Origin of the sequence: Pseudomonas halotolerans (assembly GCF_039581215.1) — a bacterium.
Lineage (GTDB): Bacteria > Pseudomonadota > Gammaproteobacteria > Pseudomonadales > Pseudomonadaceae > Aquipseudomonas > Aquipseudomonas tehranensis.
In genome coordinates, this window is sequence record NZ_JBCNTJ010000001.1 from 38,983 (window position 1) to 64,593 (window position 25,611).

Annotated in this window: 25 protein-coding genes; 12 read left to right on the forward strand and 13 right to left on the reverse strand. The window is 61.5% G+C overall.

Annotated features, from left to right (window positions below):
- Positions 1 to 190: 190 nt before the first annotated feature.
- Positions 191 to 385, forward strand: a complete 195-nt coding sequence (locus AAIS01_RS00195; RefSeq protein ID WP_343467331.1) for a hypothetical protein — start codon at positions 191 to 193, stop codon at positions 383 to 385.
- 159 nt (positions 386 to 544) lie between these two features.
- Here AAIS01_RS00195 and AAIS01_RS00200 read toward each other — a convergent pair whose 3' ends face one another.
- The 5 genes from AAIS01_RS00200 to cysM all read right to left on the reverse strand — a co-directional run bounded on the left by AAIS01_RS00200 (position 545) and on the right by cysM (position 6,692).
- On the reverse strand, positions 545 to 1,084 hold the full coding sequence (locus tag AAIS01_RS00200; RefSeq protein WP_030142404.1) for a DUF2058 domain-containing protein: 540 nt from the start codon (positions 1,082 to 1,084) through the stop codon (positions 545 to 547).
- A gap of 26 nt (positions 1,085 to 1,110) precedes the next feature.
- Positions 1,111 to 1,944, reverse strand: a complete 834-nt coding sequence (gene mazG, locus AAIS01_RS00205) for a nucleoside triphosphate pyrophosphohydrolase (protein WP_092402740.1) — start codon at positions 1,942 to 1,944, stop codon at positions 1,111 to 1,113.
- 128 nt (positions 1,945 to 2,072) lie between these two features.
- The gene (relA, locus tag AAIS01_RS00210; protein ID WP_181288509.1) at positions 2,073 to 4,319 is read right to left on the reverse strand and encodes a GTP diphosphokinase; all 2,247 of its coding nucleotides are present in this window, start codon (positions 4,317 to 4,319) and stop codon (positions 2,073 to 2,075) included.
- Between the two features lie 100 nt (positions 4,320 to 4,419).
- A complete protein-coding gene (gene rlmD / locus AAIS01_RS00215) occupies positions 4,420 to 5,790 on the reverse strand; it encodes a 23S rRNA (uracil(1939)-C(5))-methyltransferase RlmD (protein WP_343467332.1) in 1,371 nt (456 codons plus the stop codon).
- A complete protein-coding gene (gene cysM, locus AAIS01_RS00220; RefSeq protein WP_343467333.1) occupies positions 5,790 to 6,692 on the reverse strand; it encodes a cysteine synthase CysM in 903 nt (300 codons plus the stop codon). The genes rlmD and cysM overlap by 1 nt, the downstream gene beginning before the upstream one ends.
- A gap of 320 nt (positions 6,693 to 7,012) precedes the next feature.
- On the opposite strand from cysM, the gene AAIS01_RS00225 reads away from it, so the two are divergent.
- The 4 genes from AAIS01_RS00225 (at position 7,013) to AAIS01_RS00240 (ending at position 11,979) form a co-directional block, all read left to right on the forward strand.
- Entirely contained in the window at positions 7,013 to 9,763 is a 2,751-nt protein-coding gene (locus AAIS01_RS00225) for a response regulator (protein WP_343467334.1), read from the forward strand.
- A 188-nt stretch (positions 9,764 to 9,951) separates the two neighbouring features.
- Positions 9,952 to 10,941 (forward strand): 2-hydroxyacid dehydrogenase, encoded by a 990-nt coding sequence (locus tag AAIS01_RS00230; protein ID WP_343467335.1) that lies wholly within the window; start codon positions 9,952 to 9,954, stop codon positions 10,939 to 10,941.
- 199 nt (positions 10,942 to 11,140) lie between these two features.
- Positions 11,141 to 11,575 (forward strand): hypothetical protein, encoded by a 435-nt coding sequence (locus AAIS01_RS00235; protein ID WP_343467336.1) that lies wholly within the window; start codon positions 11,141 to 11,143, stop codon positions 11,573 to 11,575.
- A complete protein-coding gene (locus AAIS01_RS00240) occupies positions 11,575 to 11,979 on the forward strand; it encodes an META domain-containing protein (protein ID WP_343467337.1) in 405 nt (134 codons plus the stop codon). Before AAIS01_RS00235 ends, AAIS01_RS00240 begins: the two co-directional genes overlap by 1 nt.
- Before the next feature lie 180 nt (positions 11,980 to 12,159).
- Here AAIS01_RS00240 and AAIS01_RS00245 read toward each other — a convergent pair whose 3' ends face one another.
- The gene (locus tag AAIS01_RS00245; protein WP_343467338.1) at positions 12,160 to 12,627 is read right to left on the reverse strand and encodes a TlpA disulfide reductase family protein; all 468 of its coding nucleotides are present in this window, start codon (positions 12,625 to 12,627) and stop codon (positions 12,160 to 12,162) included.
- Between the two features lie 126 nt (positions 12,628 to 12,753).
- On the opposite strand from AAIS01_RS00245, the gene arsC reads away from it, so the two are divergent.
- The 3 genes from arsC to AAIS01_RS00260 are packed head-to-tail and all read left to right on the forward strand — an operon-like array spanning position 12,754 to position 14,127.
- Positions 12,754 to 13,107, forward strand: a complete 354-nt coding sequence (gene arsC / locus AAIS01_RS00250) for an arsenate reductase (glutaredoxin) (RefSeq protein WP_343467339.1) — start codon at positions 12,754 to 12,756, stop codon at positions 13,105 to 13,107.
- The gene (gene wrbA / locus AAIS01_RS00255; RefSeq protein WP_047228739.1) at positions 13,104 to 13,709 is read left to right on the forward strand and encodes an NAD(P)H:quinone oxidoreductase; all 606 of its coding nucleotides are present in this window, start codon (positions 13,104 to 13,106) and stop codon (positions 13,707 to 13,709) included. Before arsC ends, wrbA begins: the two co-directional genes overlap by 4 nt.
- Positions 13,702 to 14,127, forward strand: a complete 426-nt coding sequence (locus AAIS01_RS00260; RefSeq protein ID WP_139049364.1) for a DUF2069 domain-containing protein — start codon at positions 13,702 to 13,704, stop codon at positions 14,125 to 14,127. The genes wrbA and AAIS01_RS00260 overlap by 8 nt, the downstream gene beginning before the upstream one ends.
- A gap of 100 nt (positions 14,128 to 14,227) precedes the next feature.
- On the opposite strand, the gene AAIS01_RS00265 is transcribed toward AAIS01_RS00260, so the two are convergent.
- Both AAIS01_RS00265 and ttcA read right to left on the reverse strand, forming a co-directional pair.
- Complete coding sequence (locus AAIS01_RS00265; protein WP_343467340.1) at positions 14,228 to 14,902, reverse strand: DNA-3-methyladenine glycosylase I; 675 nt, start codon at positions 14,900 to 14,902, stop codon at positions 14,228 to 14,230.
- Positions 14,903 to 14,983: 81 nt separating this feature from the next.
- Positions 14,984 to 15,808, reverse strand: coding sequence for a tRNA 2-thiocytidine(32) synthetase TtcA (gene ttcA, locus AAIS01_RS00270; RefSeq protein ID WP_343467341.1), 825 nt, complete (start codon positions 15,806 to 15,808; stop codon positions 14,984 to 14,986).
- Positions 15,809 to 16,233: 425 nt separating this feature from the next.
- Between ttcA and AAIS01_RS00275 the strand changes: the two genes are divergently transcribed.
- The gene (locus AAIS01_RS00275; protein ID WP_343467342.1) at positions 16,234 to 16,836 is read left to right on the forward strand and encodes a Yip1 family protein; all 603 of its coding nucleotides are present in this window, start codon (positions 16,234 to 16,236) and stop codon (positions 16,834 to 16,836) included.
- Positions 16,837 to 17,010: 174 nt separating this feature from the next.
- Positions 17,011 to 17,505, forward strand: coding sequence for a SprT family zinc-dependent metalloprotease (locus AAIS01_RS00280; protein ID WP_047228744.1), 495 nt, complete (start codon positions 17,011 to 17,013; stop codon positions 17,503 to 17,505).
- Positions 17,506 to 17,623: 118 nt separating this feature from the next.
- Here AAIS01_RS00280 and AAIS01_RS00285 read toward each other — a convergent pair whose 3' ends face one another.
- Complete coding sequence (locus AAIS01_RS00285; RefSeq protein ID WP_343467343.1) at positions 17,624 to 18,805, reverse strand: CaiB/BaiF CoA transferase family protein; 1,182 nt, start codon at positions 18,803 to 18,805, stop codon at positions 17,624 to 17,626.
- Positions 18,806 to 19,111: 306 nt separating this feature from the next.
- A complete protein-coding gene (locus tag AAIS01_RS00290) occupies positions 19,112 to 20,446 on the reverse strand; it encodes a dicarboxylate/amino acid:cation symporter (RefSeq protein ID WP_092402712.1) in 1,335 nt (444 codons plus the stop codon).
- Between the two features lie 332 nt (positions 20,447 to 20,778).
- Between AAIS01_RS00290 and AAIS01_RS00295 the strand changes: the two genes are divergently transcribed.
- Entirely contained in the window at positions 20,779 to 21,777 is a 999-nt protein-coding gene (locus AAIS01_RS00295; protein WP_343467344.1) for an AraC family transcriptional regulator, read from the forward strand.
- A 154-nt stretch (positions 21,778 to 21,931) separates the two neighbouring features.
- Here the strand turns inward: AAIS01_RS00295 and AAIS01_RS00300 are convergent, their stop codons facing one another.
- From AAIS01_RS00300 to AAIS01_RS00310, 3 genes are all read right to left on the reverse strand, one after another.
- On the reverse strand, positions 21,932 to 23,278 hold the full coding sequence (locus tag AAIS01_RS00300) for an ATP-binding protein (protein WP_092457241.1): 1,347 nt from the start codon (positions 23,276 to 23,278) through the stop codon (positions 21,932 to 21,934).
- Complete coding sequence (locus tag AAIS01_RS00305) at positions 23,275 to 23,952, reverse strand: response regulator (protein ID WP_092457244.1); 678 nt, start codon at positions 23,950 to 23,952, stop codon at positions 23,275 to 23,277. Before AAIS01_RS00305 ends, AAIS01_RS00300 begins: the two co-directional genes overlap by 4 nt.
- Before the next feature lie 105 nt (positions 23,953 to 24,057).
- Positions 24,058 to 24,657: a hypothetical protein gene (locus AAIS01_RS00310; protein WP_343467345.1), complete on the reverse strand. Its 600-nt coding sequence runs from the start codon at positions 24,655 to 24,657 to the stop codon at positions 24,058 to 24,060.
- A 143-nt stretch (positions 24,658 to 24,800) separates the two neighbouring features.
- Between AAIS01_RS00310 and AAIS01_RS00315 the strand changes: the two genes are divergently transcribed.
- Entirely contained in the window at positions 24,801 to 25,592 is a 792-nt protein-coding gene (locus AAIS01_RS00315; protein ID WP_343467346.1) for a dienelactone hydrolase family protein, read from the forward strand.
- Positions 25,593 to 25,611: the final 19 nt, after the last annotated feature.

A 25,611-nucleotide genomic window follows, 5' to 3' on the forward strand; every position in this document is an offset into this window, starting at 1 on the left:
GCAGCATGAAACCTTCTTCATGAAACCCACCCCTGCGACCAAGCGCCGCACAGTCCTTGGTCTACAGGATCGCTGAGTTTTTCATGAAATTTTCTTAACAGCCCCAGGCATTTACTTAGCCGGCTACCCAAATCTATAACAAAGTCCTGCACACGCCTTGCTGCAGATAACAGAGATTGGAGCTTGCAAGATGACTGTGAAAGTAAATGAACGCGACGATGCCCACATGTCCCACGAAGCCATTGCTGCCGGGATACGGATCTGGGATGTGCGCCAGCAGGATCTGCTGGTGGGGATGTTCCATTCCGAGACGGATGCCAACCGCTATAGAGACGAGCTGGAGTGCCAGGAACGGCAGCGCTCGGGTGAGGCGGCGGGATCGTAAGACCACCACAGCCCCTGTGGGAGCCGAGCTTGCTCGCGATGGCGGTATATCAGCCAGGTAATGCACTGACTGACACGCCGCCATCGCGAGCAAGCTCGGCTCCCACACAAGCTCGGCTCCCACAGGTTTTGTGTTTAGCTCACTGGCATTGCACCGGGCTTACCACATCAAATCATCAGGGATCTGATACGCCGCATACGGATCATCAGCGTCCACTTCTTCAGTCTGGGTATTGAGCTGCACAATGCGCTTGGGGTCGCGCTCCTGGATTTTCAGGGCCGCTTCGCGCGGGATCACTTCGTAGCCGCCGGCATGATGGACGATCGCCAGCGAGCCGCTGCTCAACTTGTTGCGCATCAACGTGTTGACCGAGATGCGCTTGACCTTCTTGTCGTCGACAAAGTTGTAATAGTCCTCGGTCGTCAGCTTCGGCAAACGCGAGACTTCGATCAGTTGCTTGATCTGCGCGGCCCGGGCTTTCTGCTCGGCTTTTTCCTGCTGTTGACGATTAAGTTCCTGATCGCGCTTGACCTTCTCGGCCATCGCCTCCTGAGCGGCGCGCTGCTGGGAGTCATCCAGTTCGATCTGACCCTTGTGGGCAAGGCGCTGCTGTTTCTGTTTCTCTTTGCCGACCTGCTTGGCCTGCTTTTGGTTGACCAGCCCTGCTTTGAGCAACTGGTCGCGAAGGGAAAGGCTCATGGTGCTTACTCACTTAGGCAACAGCCTCAGCCACAGCTGGGCAAATTCTTTTCCTGACGTTTGGCTTCGCCCCATAAGGCGTCCAACTCTTCGAGGGTGCAATCTTCCATGGGACGGTGGGTGTCGCGCAATGCCTGTTCGATAAATCGGAAACGTCGCTCGAATTTCCCATTGGCGTCACGCAGGGCCGTTTCCGGGTCGATTTTCAGGTGCCGGGCCAGGTTCACCACGCTGAATAGCAGATCGCCGATCTCATCACTGATGGCCACCGAATCGTTGTCAGCCATCGCTTCGAGGACTTCGTCCAACTCCTCCCGGACCTTGTCGAGCACCGGCAACGGGCCCGGCCAGTCGAAACCGACCTGCCCCGCACGCTTTTGCAGCTTCGCCGCACGGGACAGCGCGGGCAGCGCCACCGGCACATCGTCGAGCAGCGACAACTGCTCGGGCGCAGCGGCCTTCTCGGCCCGTTCCTCGGCCTTGATCTCTTCCCAGCGTTGCTTGACCTGCTCTTCGCTCAATCGCGGCAAGTCCATGGGCGCATACAGATCACCCGTTGGGAACACATGAGGGTGTCGACGGATCAGCTTGCGGGTGATGCTGTCGACCACTCCGGCGAATTCGAAGCGGTTTTCCTCCCGCGCCAGCTGGCTGTAATACACCACCTGAAACAACAGGTCACCCAGTTCACCCTGTAAGTGATCGAAGTCGCCACGCTCGATGGCATCGGCCACTTCATAGGCTTCTTCCAGGGTATGGGGAACGATGGTTTCGTAGGTTTGCTTGATGTCCCACGGGCAGCCGTACTGCGGGTCACGCAGGCGGTTCATCAGATGGAGCAGGTCTTCAAGGCTATGCATTAAATCGTCTCATCACACAAAACCCTGTGGGAGCGGGCTTGCTCGCGAAAGCGGTATATCAGACAACATTGATGTCGACTGACACATCGTCTTCGCGAGCAAGCCCGCTCACACAATTAGTTATGGGATCACCCCGGCGTACGATTACGCCGGGTCTCGATGATGTTCGGCAACTGGGAAATCCGCCCCAGCAACCGCCCCAGCGCATCCAACCCCGGAATCTCGATAGTCAGGGACATCAGCGCCGTGTTGTCCTCCTTGTTCGAACGGGTGTTGACCGCCAACACGTTGATCCGCTCGTTCAGCAACACCTGGGACACGTCCCGCAGCAGGCCGGAACGGTCGTAGGCGCGAATGATGATGTCCACCGGGTAGGTGAGCACCGGCACCGGGCCCCAACTGACCTGGATGATCCGCTCCGGCTCACGGCCGGCCAGTTGCAGCACCGAAGCACAGTCCTGGCGGTGAATGCTCACCCCACGGCCTTGGGTGATGTAGCCGACGATCGCATCCCCAGGCAACGGCTGGCAGCAGCCGGCCATCTGGGTCATCAGGTTGCCCACGCCTTGGATCTGGATGTCGCCGCGCTTGCCGGGCTTGTAGCCGGTGGCCTTGCGCGGGATCAGTTCCAACTGCTCGTTGCCGCGCTCCGGCTCCACCAGTTGCTGAGCCAGGTTGACCAGTTGCGCCAGGCGCAAGTCGCCGGCACCGAGGGCGGCGAACATGTCTTCGGCGGTTTTCATGTTGGCCTTTTCGGCCAGCTTGTCGAAATCCACCTGCGGCAGGCCCAGGCGACTGAGTTCGCGCTCGAGCAGGGTCTTGCCGGCGGCGACGTTCTGGTCGCGGGCCTGCAACTTGAACCAGTGGACGATTTTCGCCCGTGCTCGCGATGTGGTGATGTAGCCCAGGTTCGGGTTCAGCCAGTCGCGGCTCGGCGTACCGTGTTTACTGGTGATGATCTCAACCTGCTCACCGGTTTGCAGGCTGTAGTTGAGCGGCACGATCCGCCCGTTGATCTTGGCACCACGGCAGTTGTGGCCGATCTCGGTGTGGACCCGATAGGCAAAGTCCAGCGGCGTGGCACCCTTGGGCAGGTCGATGGCATGGCCGTCGGGGGTAAAGATATAGACCCGATCCGGTTCGATATCGACCCGCAGTTGTTCGGCCAGACCCCCGATGTCACCCAGTTCTTCATGCCACTCGAGCACCTGACGCAGCCAGGAGATTTTCTCTTCGTAGTGGTTGGAGCCCGACTTGACGTCGGTGCCCTTGTATTTCCAATGGGCGCAAACCCCAAGCTCGGCTTCCTCGTGCATGGCGTGGGTGCGAATCTGCACTTCCAATACCTTGCCCTCCGGGCCGATTACCGCCGTGTGTAGCGAGCGATAGCCGTTTTCCTTCGGGTTGGCGATGTAGTCGTCGAACTCCTTGGGAATGTGCCGCCACAAGGTGTGCACGATACCCAGCGCGGTGTAGCAGTCGCGCATTTCCGGGACCAGTACGCGAACGGCGCGAACGTCGTAGATCTGGCTGAACTCCAGGCCTTTGCGCTGCATTTTGCGCCAGATCGAATAGATGTGCTTGGCCCGGCCGCTGATGTCGGCCTCCACGCCGGTGGCCTGCAACTCTTCCCGCAACTGGGTCATCACATCCGTGATGAAACGTTCGCGATCCAGGCGCCGCTCGTGCAGCAATTTGGCGATCTGCTTGTACTGGTCGGGCTCCAGGTAGCGGAAGGACAGGTCCTCCAGCTCCCACTTGATGTGGCCGATGCCAAGGCGATGGGCCAGGGGCGCGTAGATATCGAACACTTCCCGGGCGACACGGTTGCGCTTTTCGTCGTCGGCGGACTTCACCGCACGGATCGCGCAGGTGCGTTCGGCCAGTTTGATCAGTGCGACGCGCACGTCGTCGACCATGGCCACCAGCATCTTGCGCAGGTTCTCCACCTGGCCCTGGGTGCCCAGGACCATGGACTGGCGCGGACTGAGACTGGCACTGATCGCGGCCATGCGCAGCACGCCGTCAATCAGCTTGGCGACCACCGTGCCGAAGCGCTGGCTGACCACCGGCAATTGGATCTGCCCTTCGCGCACACCGCGGTACAGCACCGCGGCCACCAGGGAATCCTGGTCGAGCTTGAGGTCGGCAAGGATTTCGGCGATCTCAAGGCCCGTCTGAAAACTCGAGGTGCCTTCGGACCAGAGGTTCTTCGCCGCGTTATGTTGCTGCTCCGCCTCGCGAGCGAACTCGCAGGCGGCCTTCAAGGCTTCGCGATCCAGTGCCGTGTCGATACTGACCGCGTGATCGAGCCAAGCCTCGAGATTGATACTGCCGTCGGTGTTGATCGGCTGGTGTGCTCTCACCTGTACCATCTTTACCTACCTTCCCTATGACGCAGATTCAATGCGTCAACAACGCTGACCTTCGTTGCCCGTGTCACCGCCCAGGGCTGTGGCGGTCGGCACGAACGGGTCAGTCGGACAAGCCATCCTGGCTCGCTTCAAATAACGCCATGGCCTCGACATGCGCCGTCTGAGGAAACATATCGAGAATCCCGGCACGTTTTAACCGGTAGCCCTGCTTGATCAATTCGACCGTGTCCCGGGCCAAAGTTGCCGGGTTGCACGATACATACACCAACCGCCTGGCGCCCAGGGATGCCAGTTTTCGCACCACCTCGAAAGCACCGTCGCGCGGTGGGTCCAAGAGTACCGCAGAAAAGCCTTCGCCGACCCATTCAGCACCCGACAACGGCTGGGATAAATCGGCCTGAAAAAAGACAGTGTTATTCAAATTGTTGCTGGCAGCATTGGCCGCCGCGCGGTCAACCATGGCCTGCACACCTTCCACCGCCACGACTTGGCGCACAGCCTTGGCCAGGGGCAAGGCAAAATTGCCCAGGCCGCAGAACAGGTCCAGCACCCGTTCCTCGGAACGCGGCGCCAACCATTGCAGGGCCTGGGCAATCATCGCCTCGTTGACCCCGGCGTTCACCTGGATGAAATCCCCGGGCCGGTACGCCAGCTCCAGGTCCCAGGCCTCAAGGCGATAACCCAGCGTCTGCCCCGGTTCGACCGGCTGCGGCTCGCCTTCACCTTGCAGCCACAACTGGGCTTGGTGGGCGGCGCAGAAATCCTTGAGGATCGTCAGGTCAGGTGCCGACAATGGCGACATGTGCCGCAGCAACACCGCCAGGGACGAGCCAGCGAACAATTCCACATGACCCAGCGCCTGGGGTTTGCTCAGGCGACGGAGCATGTCTGGCAATCGATTCATGATCGGCTGCAAGGGTTGTACCAGTACCGGGCAATCGCCTATGGCCACGATGTCCTGGCTGCCGACGGCACGGAAGCCCACCTCGAGTTTTTTTGCCTTCTGATCCCAGCGCACCGCCACGCGGGCGCGACGCCGGTAACCCAGTTCCGGCCCGCTCAATGGCGCCGCCCATTCGTCCGGCTGCACGCCGGCGACCCGCGACAACTGCTCGGCGAGCATGCGCTGTTTCAGGGCGAGCTGTTCGTTGTGGGGCAAATGCTGGACGCTGCAACCGCCGCAACGACCGGCATGGATGCACGGCGCCGAACGGCGCAGTTCACTGGACAGAAACACTCGCTCAGTGCGGGCCTCGACCACTTTGCCATGGGCCCCCAGCACCCGCGCCTCGACCTCTTCGCCGGCCAGGGCGCCGATCACGAACCAGGTGCGTCCGTCCAGAAAGGCAATGCCGCGCCCATCGTTGGCCAAGCGTTCAATGACCAAACGCTGTTTCTTTCCGGTGGGCACTTGCGGGGCCCGGCTTCCGCCGCTGGGCTGGAAGCGCAGACCTCTTTCTTGCTTGGCCATCAGTTGGGCGCGTCGAAAATGCCGGTCGACAGGTAACGGTCGCCACGGTCACAGATGATCGCCACGATCACAGCATTTTCCACTTCCTGGGACAGGCGCAGCATCCCCGCCACGGCACCGCCCGACGACACGCCGCAGAAGATGCCTTCTTCACGGGCCAGACGACGGGTGATGTCCTCCGCCTCACTCTGGGCCATGTCGATGATGCGGTCCACGCGGTCGGCCTGGTAGATCTTCGGCAGGTATTGCTCGGGCCAGCGCCGGATACCGGGAATGGCCGCGCCCTCCATCGGCTGCAGGCCGATGATCTGCACGTTCGGGTTCTGTTCTTTCAGGTAGCGCGAGGTGCCCATGATGGTACCGGTAGTGCCCATCGAGCTGACGAAATGGGTGATCGTGCCGTCGGTCTGGCGCCAGATCTCGGGGCCGGTGGTGGCGTAGTGGGCTTCGGGATTGTCGCCGTTGGCGAACTGGTCCAGCACCGTGCCGCGCCCCTCGGCTTGCATGCGCTCGGCCAGGTCCCGGGCGCCTTCCATGCCCTCTTCTTTGCTCACCAGGATCAGTTCGGCGCCGTAGGCGGTCATCGCGGCCTTGCGCTCGGCGCTGGAGTTGTCGGGCATGATCAGGATCATCTTGTAGCCCTTGATCGCCGCCGCCATGGCCAGGGCGATGCCGGTGTTCCCGGACGTCGCCTCGATCAGCGTATCGCCGGGCCGGATCTGCCCGCGCAATTCGCCACGGGTGAGCATCGACAGCGCCGGCCGGTCCTTGACCGAACCCGCCGGGTTATTCCCTTCGAGCTTGAGCAGAAGCGTGTTGCTGGTCACGCCGGGCAGGCGCTGCAAACGGACCAGCGGAGTGTTGCCGACGCAATCGGCGATGGTTGGGTACTGCACGGTCATGGCGTATTCGCAATCCGGACTGCGGGGGCGCCTATCATACCGGCAAACCCGGCGCGGCCATATCACGCAAAGTGTGGTGGTTATGGCTTATGGGAATAAGCAACGAAATGGGGCTGCAAGCTGCCGCTCAGCAATCGTGCGCACTTATGGCGAGTTGATTTGAATTGACGGTATCGCCGAGGCACGGCAACCCGCGAGATCGATGCACGGCGACATGAATTTTACGAAGATTGCCCGCCCGCAAATCGCTACACTGCGCAGGTATTGCGTGCCGGATGCGCGCAAAGCTCAAACAGACCGCTGGATGCAGGAGAACAAGCGTGCTCAAGAAACTGGGAATCAAAGGTCGCGTGCTGTTGCTGACCCTGTTGCCGACCAGCCTGATGGCACTGGTCCTGGGCGGCTACTTCACCTGGATGCAGCAATCGGACCTGCACGCCCAGTTGTTGCAACGTGGCGAAATGATTGCCGAACAGCTGGCGCCGCTGGTCGCCCCGGCCATGAGCCATCAGGACACCGACCTGCTGGAACGCATCGCCACTCAGTCCCTCGAACAAACGGACGTGCGCGCCGTAACCTTCCTGGCCCCCGATCGCACATCGCTGGCCCACGCCGGCCCGACCATGCTCAACCGCGCCCCGGAGGGCAACAGCACCCAGTTGCTGCAACGCACCGGCAACGACGCGACCCGCTACCTGCTGCCCGTGTTTGGCAAGCACCGCAACCTGGCCGGCGAACTGATCCCCGAAGAAGCCAATCGGCTGTTAGGTTGGGTCGAACTGGAGTTGTCCCACAGCGGCATGCTGCTGCGCGGTTATCGCAGCCTGTTTGCCAGCCTGTTGTTGATCGCCGCCGGCCTGTGCCTGACCGCCCTGCTGGCGTTGCGCATGGGGCGCACGATCAACCGGCCCTTGAGCCAGATCAAGCATGCCGTGGCGCAACTCAAGGACGGCCACCTGGAAACCCGCCTGCCACCGCTGGGCAGCCAGGAGCTGGATGAACTGGCCTCGGGCATCAATCGCATGGCCAGCACCTTGCAGAACGCTCAGGAAGAATTGCAGCACAGCATCGACCAGGCCACCGAAGACGTGCGCCAGAATCTGGAAACCATCGAGATCCAGAACATCGAACTGGACCTGGCCCGCAAGGAAGCCCTGGAGGCGAGCCGGATCAAGTCCGAATTCCTGGCGAACATGAGTCACGAAATCCGTACACCGCTCAACGGCATCCTCGGCTTCACCCATCTGCTGCAGAAAAGTGAACTGACCCCGCGCCAGCTCGACTACCTGGGCACCATTGAAAAATCCGCCGACAGCCTGCTGGGCATCATCAACGAAATCCTCGACTTCTCGAAGATCGAGGCCGGCAAACTGGTGCTCGACAACATTCCGTTCAACCTGCGGGACTTGTTGCAGGACACCCTGACCATCCTCGCTCCCGCCGCCCACGCCAAACAGCTGGAACTGGTGAGCCTGGTCTACAGGGACACGCCCCTGTCGCTGGTGGGCGATCCGCTGCGCCTCAAGCAGATCCTGACCAACCTGGTGAGCAATGCCATCAAGTTCACCCGCGAAGGCACTATCATCGCCCGCGCCATGATGGAAGACGAACACGAAGACAGCGTGCAACTGCGCATCAGCATTCAGGACACCGGTATCGGCCTGTCGAGCCAGGACGTGCGGGCCTTGTTCCAGGCGTTCAGCCAGGCCGACAACTCCTTGTCCCGGCAACCGGGCGGCACCGGTCTGGGCCTGGTGATTTCCAAGCGCCTGGTGGAGCAGATGGGGGGCGAAATCGGCGTGGACAGCACGCCGGGCGAAGGCTCGGAGTTCTGGATCAGCCTGCGCCTGCCCAAGACCCGTGACGACGCCGAGGATTTGCCTGGCCCGCCGTTATTGGGTCGGCGCGTAGCGGTGCTGGAAAACCATGAATTGGCCCGTCAGGCCCTGCAACACCAGCTTGAGGACTGCGGTCTGCTGGTGACGCCGTTCAACACCCTGGAAAACCTGACCAACGGTGTGACCGTCGCCCACCAGACCGATCAGGCGATCGATCTGGCCGTGCTGGGCATCACCAGCAACGACATGCCGCCAGAACGCCTCAGCCAGCACATCTGGGATCTGGAGCACCTGGGCTGCAAGGTACTCGTGCTGTGCCCCACCACTGAACAGACGCTGTACCACCTCTCCGTGCCCAACCCCCACAGCCAATTGCAGTCCAAGCCGGCCTGCACCCGCAAGCTGCGCCGCTCGCTTTCCGACCTGGTCAACCCGCGCCCACCTCGCAACGAACCCAACGAGCCGGTGGGCAGCCGCGCGCCCAAAGTGCTTTGCGTGGACGACAACCCGGCCAACCTGCTGCTGGTACAAACGTTGCTCGAAGACATGGGCGCCAAGGTGCTGGCGGTGGAAAGCGGTTATGCGGCGGTCAAGGCAGTGCAAAAGGAAACCTTCGACCTGGTGCTGATGGACGTTCAGATGCCGGGTATGGACGGCCGCCAGAGCACCGAGGCGATCCGCCAATGGGAAAGCGAGCGTCACTGTACGCCGCTGCCGATCGTCGCCCTCACCGCCCACGCCATGGCCAACGAAAAACGCGCCCTGCTGCAAAGCGGCATGGATGACTACCTGACCAAGCCCATCAGCGAACGGCAACTGGCCCAGGTGGTGCTTAAATGGACCGGCCTGGCCCTGCGCAACCAGGCGCCGGACCGGAGCACCGACGCTCAGGGCGGCAGCGACCTGTTGGTGCTCGATCACGAAGAAGGCTTGCGCCTGGCCGCCGGCAAGGCCGATCTGGCGGCGGACATGCTGGCAATGCTGCTGGCTTCGCTGGAAGCCGACCGCGAAGCGATTCGCCAGGCCAACGAGGCCAATGATCACAACGCCCTGATCGAACGGGTCCACCGCCTGCATGGCGCCACTCGTTACTGTGGCGTGCCGCAATTGCGCGCCGCCTGCCAGCGCAGCGAGACCCTGCTCAAGCAACAGGACCCCAAGGCCGAGGCCGCTCTGCAGGAACTGGAGCGTGCCATCGACCGCCTGGCCAACGAGGCACGCATCAGCGCCTGATCCAGGGCAATAGCCCAAAACCCAGGATCAAGGAAAATCCAGGCTCCTACCCCGACGGTAGGAGCTGCCGAGCGAAGCGAGGCTGCGATCTTGCCCCCATCATTGAGTCGCAAGCGAAAGATCAAAAGATCGCAGCCTCGCTTCGCTCGACAGCTCCTACGGGTTTATTTTTATGCCAGGAGGCCGCCATGCGCGTGATTCTTTTCAGCAGCCAGACCTACGACCGCGACAGTTTCAGTAAAGCCCAGGCACCTGCTGGCCTTGAACTGCAGTTTCAGCCAGCACGCCTGAACCTCGACACCGTGGCCCTGGCCGAACACCATGAAGTGGTGTGCGCCTTTATCAACGATGATCTGAGCGCCCCGGTGCTGGAGCGGCTGGCAAACGGTGGCACGCGGCTGATCGCCCTGCGCTCGGCCGGTTACAACCATGTCGACCTGCACGCCGCCAAACGGCTGGGGTTGAGCATCGTCCGGGTACCGGCCTACTCGCCCCATGCCGTGGCCGAGCATGCCGTGGCGCTGATCATGGCCCTCAATCGCTGCCTGCACCGCGCCTACAACCGCACCCGGGACGGCAATTTCAGCCTCCATGGGCTGACCGGTTTCGACTTGGTGGGCAAGACCGTCGGCGTGATCGGCACCGGGCAGATCGGCGCGACGTTCGCGCGGATCATGGCCGGCTTCGGCTGCCAGTTACTGGCCTTTGACCCGTACCCCAACCCGCAGGTCGAAGCCTTGGGGGCGCGCTATTTGCCCCTGGCCGAGCTGTTGGCGCAAGCGCAGATCATCAGCCTGCATTGCCCGCTCAACGAGCAGAGCCGACACTTGATCAACGCCGATTCATTGGCTGCCATGCAACGTGGCGCGATGCTGATCAACACCGGACGCGGCGGCCTGGTGGACACACCCGCCTTGATCGAGGCATTGAAAAGCGGTCAGTTGGGCTATTTGGGGCTGGATGTCTATGAGGAAGAAGCGCAACTGTTCTTCGAGGACCGCTCCGACCTGCCCCTGCAGGATGATGTGCTGGCCCGGTTGCTGACCTTCCCCAACGTGGTGGTCACCGCGCATCAGGCCTTCCTGACCCATGAAGCGTTGGCCGCCATCGCCGCGACGACCCTGGACAACATCGGCGCCTGGGCCGCCGGCACCCCACAGAACCTGGTGGACAGCTGACCCGCTCTATCAGCCCACACAAAATCTTTGTGGGAGCGGGCTTGCTCGCGAAGGCGGCGTGTCAGTTAGCCAATGTGTGACTGGACCACCGCTTTCGCGAGCAAGCCCGCTCCCACAGGTGACGTTTCGTCGGCAAAACGCGTGGCTGCCATCCCACCCCATGGCCCGTGCTAGCATATCGCGCCTATCTGGAGGACCCATGGCCGAACACGATTTCCGCTACACCCTGATGAACCCGCAACACACCCTGACCGAGGTCCGCGCCCTGGCGCCGGGCCGTTATCAGGTCACCGGCAACGGCGGTTCGATTCAGGCCAACGATGTGCTGCTCGTCACCCTCAAAGGCAGCAAGGACTTGTCCATGCGCCTGACCGTGGACACCGTTCGGCACTTGCTCAAGCCCATGGGCCAATGGACTGCCATGACCACCGGCCCGGTGTTCGGGGAGTTGGCGATCCACACCTGGCAGGTCAACTGCGACCGCTGCGCCAAGCAACTGAGCTTTGAATTTGCCGTCGACGCCAAGCTCGGCGTCAAGGCGCAGAAACCGGCCGCTAGCGCGCGCATTGCCGAGCTGGGCTGGACCACCGTCGGTGAAAAACACCTGTGCCCGACCTGCCAGGAAGCCGCCTGATGAAACGCCTGGCCCTGACCGCGCTGATCGGCGCCGGCCTGATGGGTTGCGCCACCGAGCCGGTGCAACTGCAGCAAAACCGCAGCTACATTCTGGAATGGATTGGCGAACGGCCATTGATGGACTACAGCAACCTGACCATTACCCTGGGGGACGACGGTCGGGCCTACGGCAACGGCGGCTGTAACCACTGGTTCGCGCCCTACACCCTGGAAGGCCACCGTTTGAGCTTCGGCAAGATCGGCAGCACCCGCAAACTCTGCGCCCCGGCGCTGATGGAGCAGGAAGCACGCTTTTTGCGGGCGCTGGAAAAGGTCGAACGCTGGGACGTGTCCCCCATCGAACAGATGCGCTTCTGGCCAGCTCAGGGCAAGCCACTGCGCTGGTGGTTGGAGGAAGGTTGATACTATTCCAAGCTTGATAAAGCACCTTGTGGCGAGGGGATTTATCCCCGCTGGGCTGCGCAGCAGCCCCTCTGCGTTCCGTCTGACACACCACGGTGGCATATAGATCTTGGGGCTGCTTCGCACCCCAGCGGGGATAAATCCCCTCGCCACAAGGGATCCCGCCTGTCAAAACAGGTGTTATTTGAACGCCTGCAACGCCTCAAGCTTGGCCATCACGCCCGCTGCCGTCTGTTCCCCCAGCATCTGCTCGCGCACCTTACCCTGGTTGTCGATGATGTAAGTCACCGGTAACCCTTCGCTGCGCGGGATATCAAAAAAGTCGGCCGGGTCCCGGGCCAGCACGGTGAAGCGGATGCCCATCTTCTCGCTGGCGCTCTTGAGCTCCTCGCCCTGCACCTGATCGAAATTGACGCCGAACACCCCCACGTTACGCCCCTTGAGCTGTTCGGCCAGGGTGTTGAACTCCGGGATTTCGGTGCGGCACGGCGCACACCATTCGGCCCAGTAGTTGAGCACCACCCACTGGTTGTCCAGCCGTTTTGAGGTGATAGCCTGGCCGTTCTGGTCAACTCCGTAGTCGTTTCCGCAGCCGGCGAGCAACAAAATCCCCATGAATGTCAGTGTCGTCGTCAATCGCCTTGCCATGTGCCAATCCTTGTATTGAATGTGAACGTCGACGCGGCCACCGTTTTCAAACGCACCTGTCTCAGGTGCCGGGTACCTCGCGACACAGTAGAATAGCCGCCACCTTACGCAAGATGCGACCCGCTCATGACCGATCTGACGCTTTATCACAACCCGCGCTGCTCCAAATCCCGCGGTGCGCTGGAACTGTTGGAGGCCCGTGGCCTGACGCCCACCGTGGTCCGCTACCTGGAAACCCCGCTCGACGCAGCGCAGTTGGAAGGCTTGTTGGCCAAGCTCGACATCACCGCCCGGCAACTGCTGCGCACCGGCGAGGACGAATACAAGACGCTGAACCTGGCTGATGAAAACCTGAGCCAGTCCCAATTGATCGCCGCCATCGCTGCCCACCCCAAACTCATGGAGCGACCGATTCTGGAAACCGTTGACAAGGCCGTGATCGGTCGCCCGCCGGAGAAGATCCTGGAGATCCTGCCGTGAGCACGCCGTACATTCTGGTGTTGTATTACAGCCGCAGTGGCTCCACCAACGAAATGGCCCGGCAGATCGCCCGCGGCATCGAGCAGGCCGGACTGGAAGCCCGGTTGCGTACAGTGCCGGCGATTTCCGCCGAGTGCGAAGCGGTATCACCGGACATCCCCGAGCAAGGCCCGCTGTACGCCAGCCTCGATGACCTGAAGAACTGCGCCGGCCTGGCCCTGGGCAGTCCGACCCGTTTCGGCAACATGGCCGCGCCGCTGAAATACTTTCTCGACGGCACCAGCAACCTGTGGCTGACCGGCGCACTGGTGGGCAAGCCGGCCGGTGTGTTCACTTCCACCGCGAGCCTGCATGGGGGGCAGGAAACCACCTTGCTGTCGATGATGCTGCCCCTGTTGCACCATGGCATGTTGATCACCGGCCTGCCCTACAGCGAGTCGGCCTTGATCGAAACCGAGGGTGGAGGCACGCCTTACGGTCCGAGCCATCACGCCGGGGCAGATGGTAAAAGCGGTTTGAACGAACATGAAGTCGCGCTGTGCCGGGCACTGGGTTTGCGCCTGGCAAAAACCGCCCTACTGCTGGAGAACGGCCGTGGCTAAGAAGCCGAAAATCCTGCCGCCCATTCAGTGGCTGGAACCACGGGTACGCATTGCCCGGGCCCTGAGCCTGCTGTGCTTTTTCGGGCTGGTGGGGTTGCTCTGTGTGTATTACCTGCTGATCGCCGACCTGCACGGCGCGCGCCCCTGGGTGATTCTGCTGATCGAGCTGGTGCCGCTGCTGATACTGGCGCCTGGCATGATCAGCGGCAGCCCCCGCGGGCATTCGTGGATGTGCTTTGTGGTGAACCTGTACTTCATCAAAGGCGCGCTGGCGGCCTATGACCCGAACCGACAGGTCTTCGGTTTGCTGGAAATGGCCGCGAGCGTGGCGGTGTTCTGCTCGGCCCTGCTGTATGTGCGCTGGCGGTTTCAGTTGAATCGGCGGTTGGCTGGGGAAGGCGAGATCTCCGTCGCCTGATAGATGGCTATCGCGAGCAAGCTCGCTCCCACCCTGGACTCTGTGAGTGCCACGGAGCCAGTGTGGGAGCGGGCTTGCTCGCGAAGGCAGCGACTCGATTTCAATGATTGACGGTATACGCCAGCATCATTGAAATCTGGCTCATCGGCCTTCCACCACTCTCTTCATGCCACTGGTTGAAGGCCCTTTGCACCGTCGCCAGATCCCGCAGGCTGGTGGGAACTTTGTCGATGATGTCCTGCGCATTGAGCGCGGCTACCACGTCATAACTGGGCACGAAGGTGTCCTTGCCCATCATCCGCAAAAAACGCGGCGCCGACAAACCGCCCAGTTGATGGCCGTGTTTTTTCAGGTAGGTCCACAGGCCCACGATATCGGTCACCGGCCAGTCGGCGATCAGCGCGCCGAAGCTGCCTTTTTCATGGGCCACGTCCAATATCAACTGCGCGTTGCGCGGCACGCTTTTGAGCTTGCCCAAGTGGCGGATGATCCGCGCGTCCTGCATCAGCCGTTCCAGGTGCTCGGCGCTCATCAGCACGACTTTTTCCGGGTCGAACTTGAAAAAAACCTCTTCGAAGGCCGGCCACTTGGCGTCCACCAGGCTGTGCTTGAGCCCGGCGCGGAACACTCGCAACGCCAGGGTCGAGAGGTAGCGGTCATCGCTGATCTTGCGCAGTTGGGCTGGGGTCTTGGGAACAGGCAGGTGGGCTTCCAGTTCAGCCGCCGAACCGAAGCGGTTCAGACAATATTCGTGCAGCCACTTGTAATCGCGCATGCCCTCTCCTGGGGTCGGAAATGAAAACGGCGCTCTAAGTGGCCTGGCCACGAGCGCCGTGAATAGGAGCCGTTGAGCTCCTCAGAGGTTCACCACGTTGACGAATCGCGGCGTGGCGCTTTCGTCGATGCGCAGGTTGGTGAAGTCGAACAGGTTGCGGTCCGCCAGTTGCGACGGAACGACGTTCTGCAGGCCGCGGAAAATGCTCTCGGTGCGGCCCGGGGTCTTGCGCTCCCACTCCTGCAGCATCTCCTTGACCACCTGGCGTTGCAGGTTTTCCTGGGAGCCACACAGGTTGCAAGGGATGATCGGGAATTGCTTGAAGTCCGAATAGGCCTGGATGTCTTTCTCGCTGCAGTAGGCCAGCGGGCGGATCACCACGTTGCGCCCGTCATCGGCGCGCAGCTTGGGCGGCATGGCTTTGAGCGAGCCGTTGTAGAACATGTTCAGGAAAAAGGTCTCGACGATATCGTCGCGGTGGTGCCCCAGGGCCATCTTGGTCGCGCCGATCTGGTCGGCAAAGGTGTAGAGCGTGCCGCGACGCAGGCGTGAGCACAGCGAACAGGTGGTCTTGCCTTCCGGGATCAGTTCCTTGACCACCGAATAGGTGTCCTTCTCGACGATGTGATAATCCACGCCCAGCGATTGAAGGTAGGCCGGTAACACATGCTCGGGGAAACCGGGCTGTTTCTGGTCCATGTTCACCGCGACAATGTCGAACTTGATCGGCGCAACCTTCTGCAAATGCATCAGCACATCGAGCAAGGTGTAGCTGTCCTTGCCGCCGGACAGGCAGACCATGACCTTGTCGCCGTCTTCAATCATATTGAAATCAGCGACCGCCTCACCGGCCTGGCGGCGCAGGCGCTTTTGCAGTTTGTTCTGGTTGACCGTAAGAGTGCCCATGACGCGAAATCCGTGAGGTGTGACGAAAGGCCGGCATTTTACGCAAAAAATCCCCTTTCGGCGAAAGCTCATGACGGACGCTATTGTGGCGAGGGGATTTATCCCCGTTGGGCTGCGCAGCAGCCCCCCCTTATCAGGGCTGACCTACTGAGGAATCAATGGATTGGGAGCGCTTCGCACCCCACGGGGATAAATCCCCTCGCCACAGGAGAGTTCCTGCCAGCCGGAGCGGTGCACAGACTCATCGGCGATTAACACACCTTCCTACAGCGCGATTTGCTCTAAGCCCCCCATCCCCCTGGCGAGAACTCCTTTCTATACTGCGACATAAGGTCGCACACACTTACAGACCTGTACTTACTCGGCCGTTTGGCCCGTAGGCGCTCCGTTGGGGGGCGATGGCAATAACAAAGGAGTGACTGACTATGATCCATCATGTCGTGGGGCTCTTTACCCACCCTGATCAAGAATGGAAAGAAATCCGTGGCGATCAGGAGGAAAGCATCAGCCACATGTACCTCACCCACACGCTGATCCTGGCGGCCATTCCGGCTGTTTCGGCGTTTATCGGCACCACGCAGGTGGGATGGGTCATCGGCAACCGGCCACCGGTGATGCTGACCATGGAAAGCGCACTGTGGATGACCATCATGTCGTACCTCGCCATGTTGGGCGGTGTGGCCGTGATGGGCGCCTTCGTGCACTGGATGGCCCGCACCTATGACGCCAATCCCAGCCTGGCGCGCTGCGTCGCATTCGCCACCTACACCGCGACCCCGTTGTTCATCGGCGGCTTGGCGGCGCTCTATCCGCACATGTGGCTGGGGATGATCGTCGGTACGGCGGCCATCTGCTACACCGTCTACCTGCTGTATGTGGGCCTGCCCACCTTCATGAATATTCCTCAGGACGAGGGTTTTCTGTTTTCCAGCTCGGTGCTCGCCGTGGGCCTGGTGGTGCTGGTGGCTATCATGGCGTTCACGGTGATCGTCTGGGGGCTGGGCGTCGGTCCGGTATACACCAACTGAAGTGTTCTAACCCGCTCAGGGTTCCCTCCTGAAAACAAAGCAGTATCTGCCAACACAGGCCGCCGCAAGGCGGCCTTCCTGTGTTTGGCGCGGTTGAAACGACCACTGGGCGTCTGGGCGATTCGCAACGGCCGGCGCTTGCGGCATACTCGAGCCTCTGGAGACCCGTACAGCATGCTTGAGCAACTCAATACCCGCGTCGAAGAGTGTTACCAACAAGCCGAAACCTTTTTCAAACGTCCTTTCAAACGCCCCGTGGTCAGCTTCAAATTGCGTGGCCAGAAGGCCGGTGTCGCGCACCTGCATGAGAATCTGCTGCGCTTCAATCCACAGTTGTACCGGGAAAACGCCGAAGACTTCCTCAAGCAGACCGTCGCCCACGAGGTCGCGCACCTGATTGCCCATCAGCTGTTTGGTGAACGCATTCAGCCCCACGGCGAAGAATGGCAACTGATCATGCGCGGCGTGTACGAACTGCCGCCCAACCGCTGCCATACCTACGAGATCAAGCGCCGCAGCGTGACCCGCTACATCTACAAGTGCCCCTGCGACGGCAGCGACTTCCCCTTCTCGGCCCAGCGTCACAGCCTGGTGCGCCAGGGACGGCGCTACTTGTGCCGCAGTTGCCGCAATACCTTGGTGTTCAGTGGGGAGACGCGGGTGGAGTAGCCGGTTCTTGTGGTGTTTGGGCTGGCCCTTTCGCGAGCAAGCCCGCTCCCACAGGAATTGTGAACGCCGAAGATCCAATGTGGGAGCGGGCTTGCTCGCGAAGAGGCCCTAAAGGGCACTACAAAATCACCTTGGCACTCCGTAAGTGAGCAATCCGCTCAACACTGAACCCCAACTCCCCCAACACCTGATCCGTGTGCGCTCCCAGTTCCGCGCCGATATGCCGAGGCTCGGGCAAGCCTTGGGAGAACTTCAACGGACAGGCCATCTGCGCCTGACTCGAACCATCGCCACGAGGCACTTGAATCACCACATCCCTGGCCTGCAGTTGCGGATGATTGAGCGCTTCTCCCAGGCTCAGCACCGGTTCTACGCAGGCATCGATTCCGGCAAACAAGCGGCACAACTCGGCAAAATCATGCTTCTCAAACTCCGTTTGCAGTGCCTGCTTGAGCGCCTGTTGCTGTTCCGGCTTGGGCGACAGCCCGTGGGCCGCCAATTCCGGTCGCCCCAACGCCCCGCACAACGCCTGCATGAAGGCCGGCTCCAGACTGCCCACCGACATCCAACGGCCATCCCGGGTGCGGTAATAGTCATAGAAGCTGCCACCGTTGAGCATCTGGTTTTCCCACTCAGGTTCCACGCCGCAGGCCAGGTAACCGGCACCGGCCAAAGCGTTGAGGCTGAACACACAGTCAGTCATGCTTACGTCCAGATGCTGGCCGTGCCCCGTTTGCTGACGGGCGATCACCGCCGCCAATAGCCCGATCACCCCGTGCAGTGAGCCACCGGCGATGTCCGCCGCCTGGATGCCCAGCGGCAATGGCCCGGCGTCGGCACGCCCAGTTTGGCTGGCCAGTCCCGCCAGGGCCAGGTAGTTGATGTCGTGGCCGGCGCGGTCCTGGTAGGGCCCGGTCTGGCCGTAGCCGGTGATGGACACGTAGATCAACCGGGGATTGATGGCTTTCAAGGCTTCGTATCCCAGGCCCAGCCGCTCCATCACGCCGGGGCGGAACTGTTCCAGCAGGATGTCGTGATCGCCCAGCAACTGCTTGATCACCTCCAGCGCCGCCGGCTGCTTGAGGTCCAGGGCCAGGCTGCGCTTGTTGCGGTTGAGGTAGGCATGGCTGGCCGAGACGCCCTGATCATGGGGCGGCAGTATCCGCAACAGGTCCGGGCGGGTCGGCGACTCGATGCGCAACACTTCGGCCCCCATGTCCGCCAGCAACAGCGAGGCGAACGGGCCGGGCAGCAGGGTCGAGAAGTCCAGAACCTTGAGCGATGCCAGTGGGCCTTGCATGGGCGATCTCCGAGGGATGATGGACTCAAGACTAGGCAGGGGTTGGCGGTGGGGCAATTACCGCAGGGGTCAGTCTGGCTGACCATTGCGCTCAAGGCTGGCGCAGATCCTTTGTGGCGAGGGGATTTATCCCCGCTGGGGCGCGAAGCGGCCCTCTGGCATTTGCCCGATACACCTGCGTGCATTTGTAGGGGCTGCTGCGCAGCCCAGCGGGGATAAATCCCCTCGCCACAAAAGTGTTCGCGCCTTGAGAACCCGGGCCCAATAAAAAACCCGCCGAAGCGGGTTTCTTATTGCTGCGAAAGGTTACTTCACGCCAGCTGGAGTTGGGCCTTCGGCCACGCCCAGGTCGTCTTCTTCACGGGTATCGGAGATACCGCGACCGCCGGAAGCCAGTTCGCTCTGCAACTGGTCTACGTCCAGTTCCTTGACCCACTTGGCAACCACGATGGTGGCGACAGCATTGCCCACCAGGTTGGTCAGGGCGCGGGCTTCGGACATGAAGCGGTCGATGCCCAGGATCAGCGCCAGGCCGGCCACCGGCAGGTGACCCACGGCCGACAGGGTGGCCGCCAGCACGATGAAGCCGCTACCGGTCACGCCGGCAGCACCTTTGGACGACAGCAACAGCACCAGCAACAGGGTGATCTGGTGAGTCAGGTCCATCGGCGTGTCGGTGGCCTGGGCAATGAACACCGCCGCCATGGTCAGGTAGATCGAAGTGCCGTCGAGGTTGAACGAGTAGCCGGTCGGGATCACCAGACCCACCACGGATTTCTGCGCGCCCAGACGCTCCATCTTGATCAGCATGCGTGGCAGGGCCGATTCCGACGAGGACGTGCCCAGCACGATCAACAACTCTTCACGGATGTAGCGGATCAGCTTGACGACGCTGAAGCCGTGGGCCCGGCAGATGGCGCCCAGTACCACCAGCACAAACACCACACAGGTGATGTAGAAGCAGATCATCAACTGGCCCAATTGCACCAGCGAACCGACCCCGTAGGCGCCGATGGTGAACGCCATGGCACCGAACGCACCGACGGGCGCCAGCTTCATGATCATGTTGATGATGTTGAACATCACGTGGGCGAAGCGATCGATGAAGTCCAGTACCGGTTTGCCGTAGGCACCCAGGCGATGCAGGGCGAAACCGAAGATCACCGAGAACATCAGCACTTGCAGGATATCGCCGTTGGCGAACGCGCCGACGATGGTGTTCGGGATCACGTTGAGGATGAAGGCCACGATGCTCTGGTCTTTACCGGCCGAGATGTAACCGGCGATCTTGCTGGTGTCCAGGGTCGTCACGTCGATGTGCATGCCGGCGCCCGGTTGCACGACGTTGACCACGACCAGGCCGATCAACAGGGCGATTGTGGAGACGATTTCGAAGTACAGCAGCGCGTAGCCACCGGTCTTGCCCACCGACTTCATGTTCTGCATGCCGGCGATACCGCTGACAACGGTACAGAAGATGATGGGGGCGATGACCATTTTGATCAGTTTGATGAATCCGTCACCCAGCGGTTTGAGGGCAACGCCGGTCTGCGGATAGAAGTGACCGAGCAAAATGCCGATGGCAATGGCTACGATCACCTGGAAATACAGGGATTTGTACAGTGGCTGACGAGTCGTCATGGCAAACCTTCCTCAAGCGTCCCGTGTGACAACATCCACCTGTCGTCCACGAAACCTCAATTGCGAACCCTCCTGCATTGGAGGGATTTGTTTTGGCGGCTGCACGGCGGCAGACCTGCGGATGCCTATCGCAAGGCCCATGCCATTTTCCGGAAAATGCCTACAGCCCTTGAGCCATAAGGGCTACACGTCGCTAAACACACCTGCCCCCCAAACGCAGATGGCGGATTTCCGCCCACAGAGCAGTTTCCGCTCCGGGATTTGGCGGATATCCGCCTTGTTGCGCTGAAGTCCCCTGCTACCATCGGCCGCTCAATAAACGGATTCCTGCCATGCGCCAACGCACCATCGCCAGCCACTTCGCCCGCGCCGCCCTGGGTGGCGCGCGCCGACAAGGTTTCGATTACGTTCCCTTGCTGCAACAGCTGGGCATCAGCCCCGAGCTGTTGGACGAGCCGCGAGCACGCTTGGCGCCCGCGCAGTTCGCCAGCCTGTTGCAGGCCTTGCGGCTGGCTCTGGAGGACGAATACTTGGGGTTTGGCCTGGCCCCGAGTAAACCCGGGACGTTTGCGATGATGTGCCACGCGTTGATCCACTGCCGAACCCTGGGCAAGGCGCTTCAGCGCGGGTTGTTGTTCTACAGCCTGTTCCCCGACGCCCCGAGCCTGACACTGGAGGCCGAAGGGGATCGGGTGCGCCTGAGCCTGGATGAGTCCACTCTGCGCGACCCCGACCATTTCCTGGCCGAAAGCCTGCTGGTGATCTGGCATCGCCTCGGCAGTTGGCTGATCGGCCAGCGAATCGGCCTGGAACAGGCGACCTTCAGTTATGCCAAGCCGGCCCATGGGGCCGAGTACGATTTGTTATTCCCCTGCCCGCTGGTGTTCCAGGCGCAACGGTGCAGCCTGTTGTTTCACAGTCGCTACCTGGATATGCCGTTGTTGCAGGACGAACGAACCCTCAAACACTTCCTCGAACACTCCCCCGCCGACCTGCTGTCACGCCCTGACGATGGCAACAGCCTGACCAGCCAGCTACGCCGCCTGCTCAGCCGCGACGCCGCACGTTGGCCGGATCTGGACACTGTCGCCGCGCATTTGCACATCAGTCCGCAGACGCTGCGTCGGCATCTGCGGGAGGAAGGCACCAGCTTCCAGGAACTCAAGGATCAGTTGCGGCGGGATATCGCCATCTACCATCTGGGACGCGCCGACCTGTCGTTGCAACAGATTGCCGAACAGCTGGGGTTCTCCGAGCCGTCGGCGTTTCACCGGGCTTTCAAGAAATGGACAGGGGTGACGCCGGGGGCTTATCGGGAGCAGGAGAATTGATGGAGGGGTTGCTGATTTTCAGTGGACACACAACCCGCGCGCGCCTCAGATCAAAATGTGGGAGCATGGCTTGCCCGCGATGGCGCCCTCGAGAGTGCCATCGCGGGCAAGCCATGCTCCCACAGGTCTGATTCCAGCAGGTATCCGTTAGAAGTCAAACCACCGAAAAAAGAATCCTGAAAGCCGCCCCGCCCAATTCTGAATCCCCCAGGGTCAACCGGGCGCCGTAGCTTTCGATGATGTCTTTGACCACCGCCAGTCCGATGCCCTGACCCGGATGCTGGCGATCCAGGCGCTCGCCACGCTGCAGGATCCGTGCGCGTTGATCCGGCGGCACACCCGGCCCGTCGTCCTCGACACACAGTTCAATGCCGCCGAGGGTCTGATGCACGCTGATGCGCACCTCGCCCAGGCACAGCCGATAGGCGTTTTCCAACAGATTGCCGAGCATTTCCAGCAAGGCGCCCTGCTCGATCGGCACATGGCACTGCTCCGGCAGATCGAAGCTGACGTTGACACGTTTGTCGCGATAGACCTTGTCCAGCGTATCGCACAGGCTTTGCAGCACCGGGCGCAAGCGCACCTGATGGCGCACCAGACCGCTTTTGCGCAGGCTGGCGCGCTGCAACTGATAGCCGATCTGCTGGCTCATGCGCTCGATCTGGCTTTGCAGCACCCAGGCCTGCCCACGGTCCTCGGCGCGCCGGGCCATGTCTTCACTGACGCCTTGCAGCACCGCCAGCGGGGTTTTCAGGCTGTGGGCCAAATCATCGAGGGAGTCACGATATCGGCTGCGCTGTTCCCGCTCGCCCTGCAACAGGCGGTTGAGGGAGCCGGTCAAGCGCAACAGTTCCCGCGGGTGCTCGGTGCTGAGACTTTCCCGGCTACCGCTTTCGATTTCGTCCAGTTCCTGGCTCAGGCGCCTCAACGCGCGAAGCCCCCAGCTCAGGCCAATCCACAACAGGGCCAACAACACTGCCAGTGCGGCACCGAAGCCCAGGTAGAGATTTTCCCGCAGGCCGTCGAGCGTCACTTCGTAATCGCGCACCGGTTGCAGGGTAACGAAACTGAACGCCGCGCTCTGGCCGCCGAGCAGTTTGACTTCGACGTCGTAGACGAAAAATTCCTGGCCGTTGTCTTCGCGGATACGCGCGAACTGATTGCCCTGGCCGTCGTAACGCGGCGCGTAATTGATGTTCTCTTCCCGAGTGGCCTTGGACCGCCACACAAGACGCCCATCACGATCATAGATGTAGCCCAGCAGACGGGCGTCGGCGAGGTTAAAGCGCTCATCGGGCAACTGCGCCGGCATCTTCAAGCGGTTGTTTTCCACGCGGGCAGCGGAAATGAGCGTGGTCACATCCGACGCCAGGCGTTGTTCGATGGACTCCTGCAAGGCCAGGCTGAACGCACCTTGCATGGCCGGCAGCAGTGCCAGCATGAACAATACCGCCAGGGTCATGGCGGCCAGCATCAACCGCAGCCGTAGCGAACGAATCACTGGCAACGCTCGTTGAACAGGTAACCCAGGCCCCGTACGGTTTCGATGGGCTTGAAGCCGGCCGGGGCTTCCAGTTTGCGCCGCAGGCGCCCCACCAGCACTTCGATGACATTGGGGTCACGCTCGTCGTCATCCGGATACAGCTGCTCCATCAAGCGGTCCTTGGCGACCACCTGCTGATGATGGCGCATCAGGTATTCCAGGATCCGATATTCATAAGCCGTCAGCGCCAGCGGTTCATCGCCAAGCGACGCCTGCTTGCGGTTGAGGTCCAGCAGCAACGGACCGGCGACGATGGTCGATTGGGTGAAACCACTGGAGCGGCGCAACAGCGCATTCAGGCGGGCCTCCAGTTCCTCGAACTGGAACGGTTTGACCACGTAGTCGTCGGCACCGGCCGCCAAGCCTTCGACCTTGTCCTGCCAGTTGCCGCGGGCGGTCAGGATCAGGATCGGGAACGTCTTGTCCTGAGAACGCAGCCGGCGGATCAGCTCCAGCCCGCTGATGCCCGGCAGGCCCAGGTCGATCACCGCCAGGTCGTGATTGAACTGCGCGACCTGATACAAGGCCTCTTCGGCATTGGCCACGGCCTGCACCACATGGCCGCTGTCGGTGAGACGGGTTTGCAGGTGATGACGCAGCAAGGCTTCGTCTTCGACGACCAGTAGTTTCATGGGCTCTCCCAGGCAAATCGAACAATCCAGTGATGCACATCGGTTCTCGTAAAGAGCGCCGGATCGTCTTGGGCCGATCCGGCTGACCACGCTCGCCCCCCAAGCTTAGAACGTGTAGTTGGCGGAGAGATAGGTTTGGGCACTGCTGGTCAGGTCCAGCGACCCGACCTTGGCGCCACCGTGGGGGCTCATCTCGGTGCTGGCGTTGCTGCGCAGGTAACGGTAACCCAGTTCCAGCGAGGTGTTCTGCGAGACTTTCTGCACGACGCCGGCCTGCAAGCCCACCGCGTAACCGATGTCACTGTCGCGGCTGAAGCCAGGGGAGTCCTGGGTCAGCTTGGTCAGGCCCGCCGTACCACCGCCGAACAGTTTGGTGGTGCCGGTGACCGGATAGAACACATCGTAGCTGCCCAGCAGGTTCTCCTGGCGCAATTTGATGCCATTGTGCGTGCCCGAGACGTTGTCGTACGTGGCGTAGTAGCGACCCTGGTCGTTTTGCCGGCCCAGCCGGACGCCATAAGTGGTGTCCTTGCCGATGATACCGTCGGCGTTGGGGTGATTCAGGTTGCTGTTCAGGGCATTGGACTTGTTGATCTTATCGCTGGTCTGGCCAAGGGTCAGGCTGGCGAAGTTGTCGTCGGCGTGGGCCATGGCGCTGGCGCCCAGCACGGTAAAGGCCAGCAGCAGTTTCTTCATTTGAGTCATGGTCAAGCTCCTTTGAAGCGTGGGTGAAGTGTGAAGACGACGCCACGTTAACCAACGGTCCCTGAATGCCCCTTGAACGTTCTCTGAACCTGCGCTGAATGAATCGGCTAATCTGTGCGGACCATTATTCAAGGAGCTCCGTCATGAGCAGGTTGCTTGCAGTTATTCTTCTGATCGTCAGCGGTGCGAGCCACGCCGCCATCCAGACTCAGGAGATCCCCTACACCAGTGCCGACGGCACGAAGCTGATCGGCTACTACGCTTACGATGACGCCGTCAAAGGCCCGCGCCCAGGCGTGGTGGTTGTGCATGAATGGTGGGGCCTGAACGACTACGCCAAGCGCCGCGCCCGTGACCTCGCGGGCCTGGGCTACAGCGCGCTGGCCATCGACATGTACGGCGACGGCAAGAACACCGAACATCCCAAGGACGCCATGGCGTTCATGCAGGCCGCCCTCAAGGACGGCAAGGCGGCCAGTGCGCGGTTCCAGGCCGGGCTCGACCTGCTGAAGAAACAACCCCACACCGACCCAGACAAAATCGCCGCCATCGGTTACTGCTTCGGCGGCAAGGTGGTGCTGGATGCGGCGCGCCAGGGCGTTCCGCTGGCCGGTGTGGTGAGTTTCCACGGCGCGCTGGTCACCAATACCCCGGCGACGCCTGGCAGCGTCAAGGCCAGGATCCTGGTCGAACATGGGGCGCTGGACAGCATGGTCACCCCGGACAACGTCACCGCGTTCAAGAGCGAAATGGACAAGGCCGGTGCCGACTACAAATTCGTCAACCTTGAAGGCGCCAAACACGGCTTCAGCAACCCGGATGCCGACCGCCTGAGTCACGGCGAACATGGCGGGCCGGACATTGGCTATAACAAAGAGGCCGATGAAAAATCCTGGGCGGACATGCAGAAGTTCTTCAAGAAGATTTTTGACTGACACATCACCCGTAGCAGAG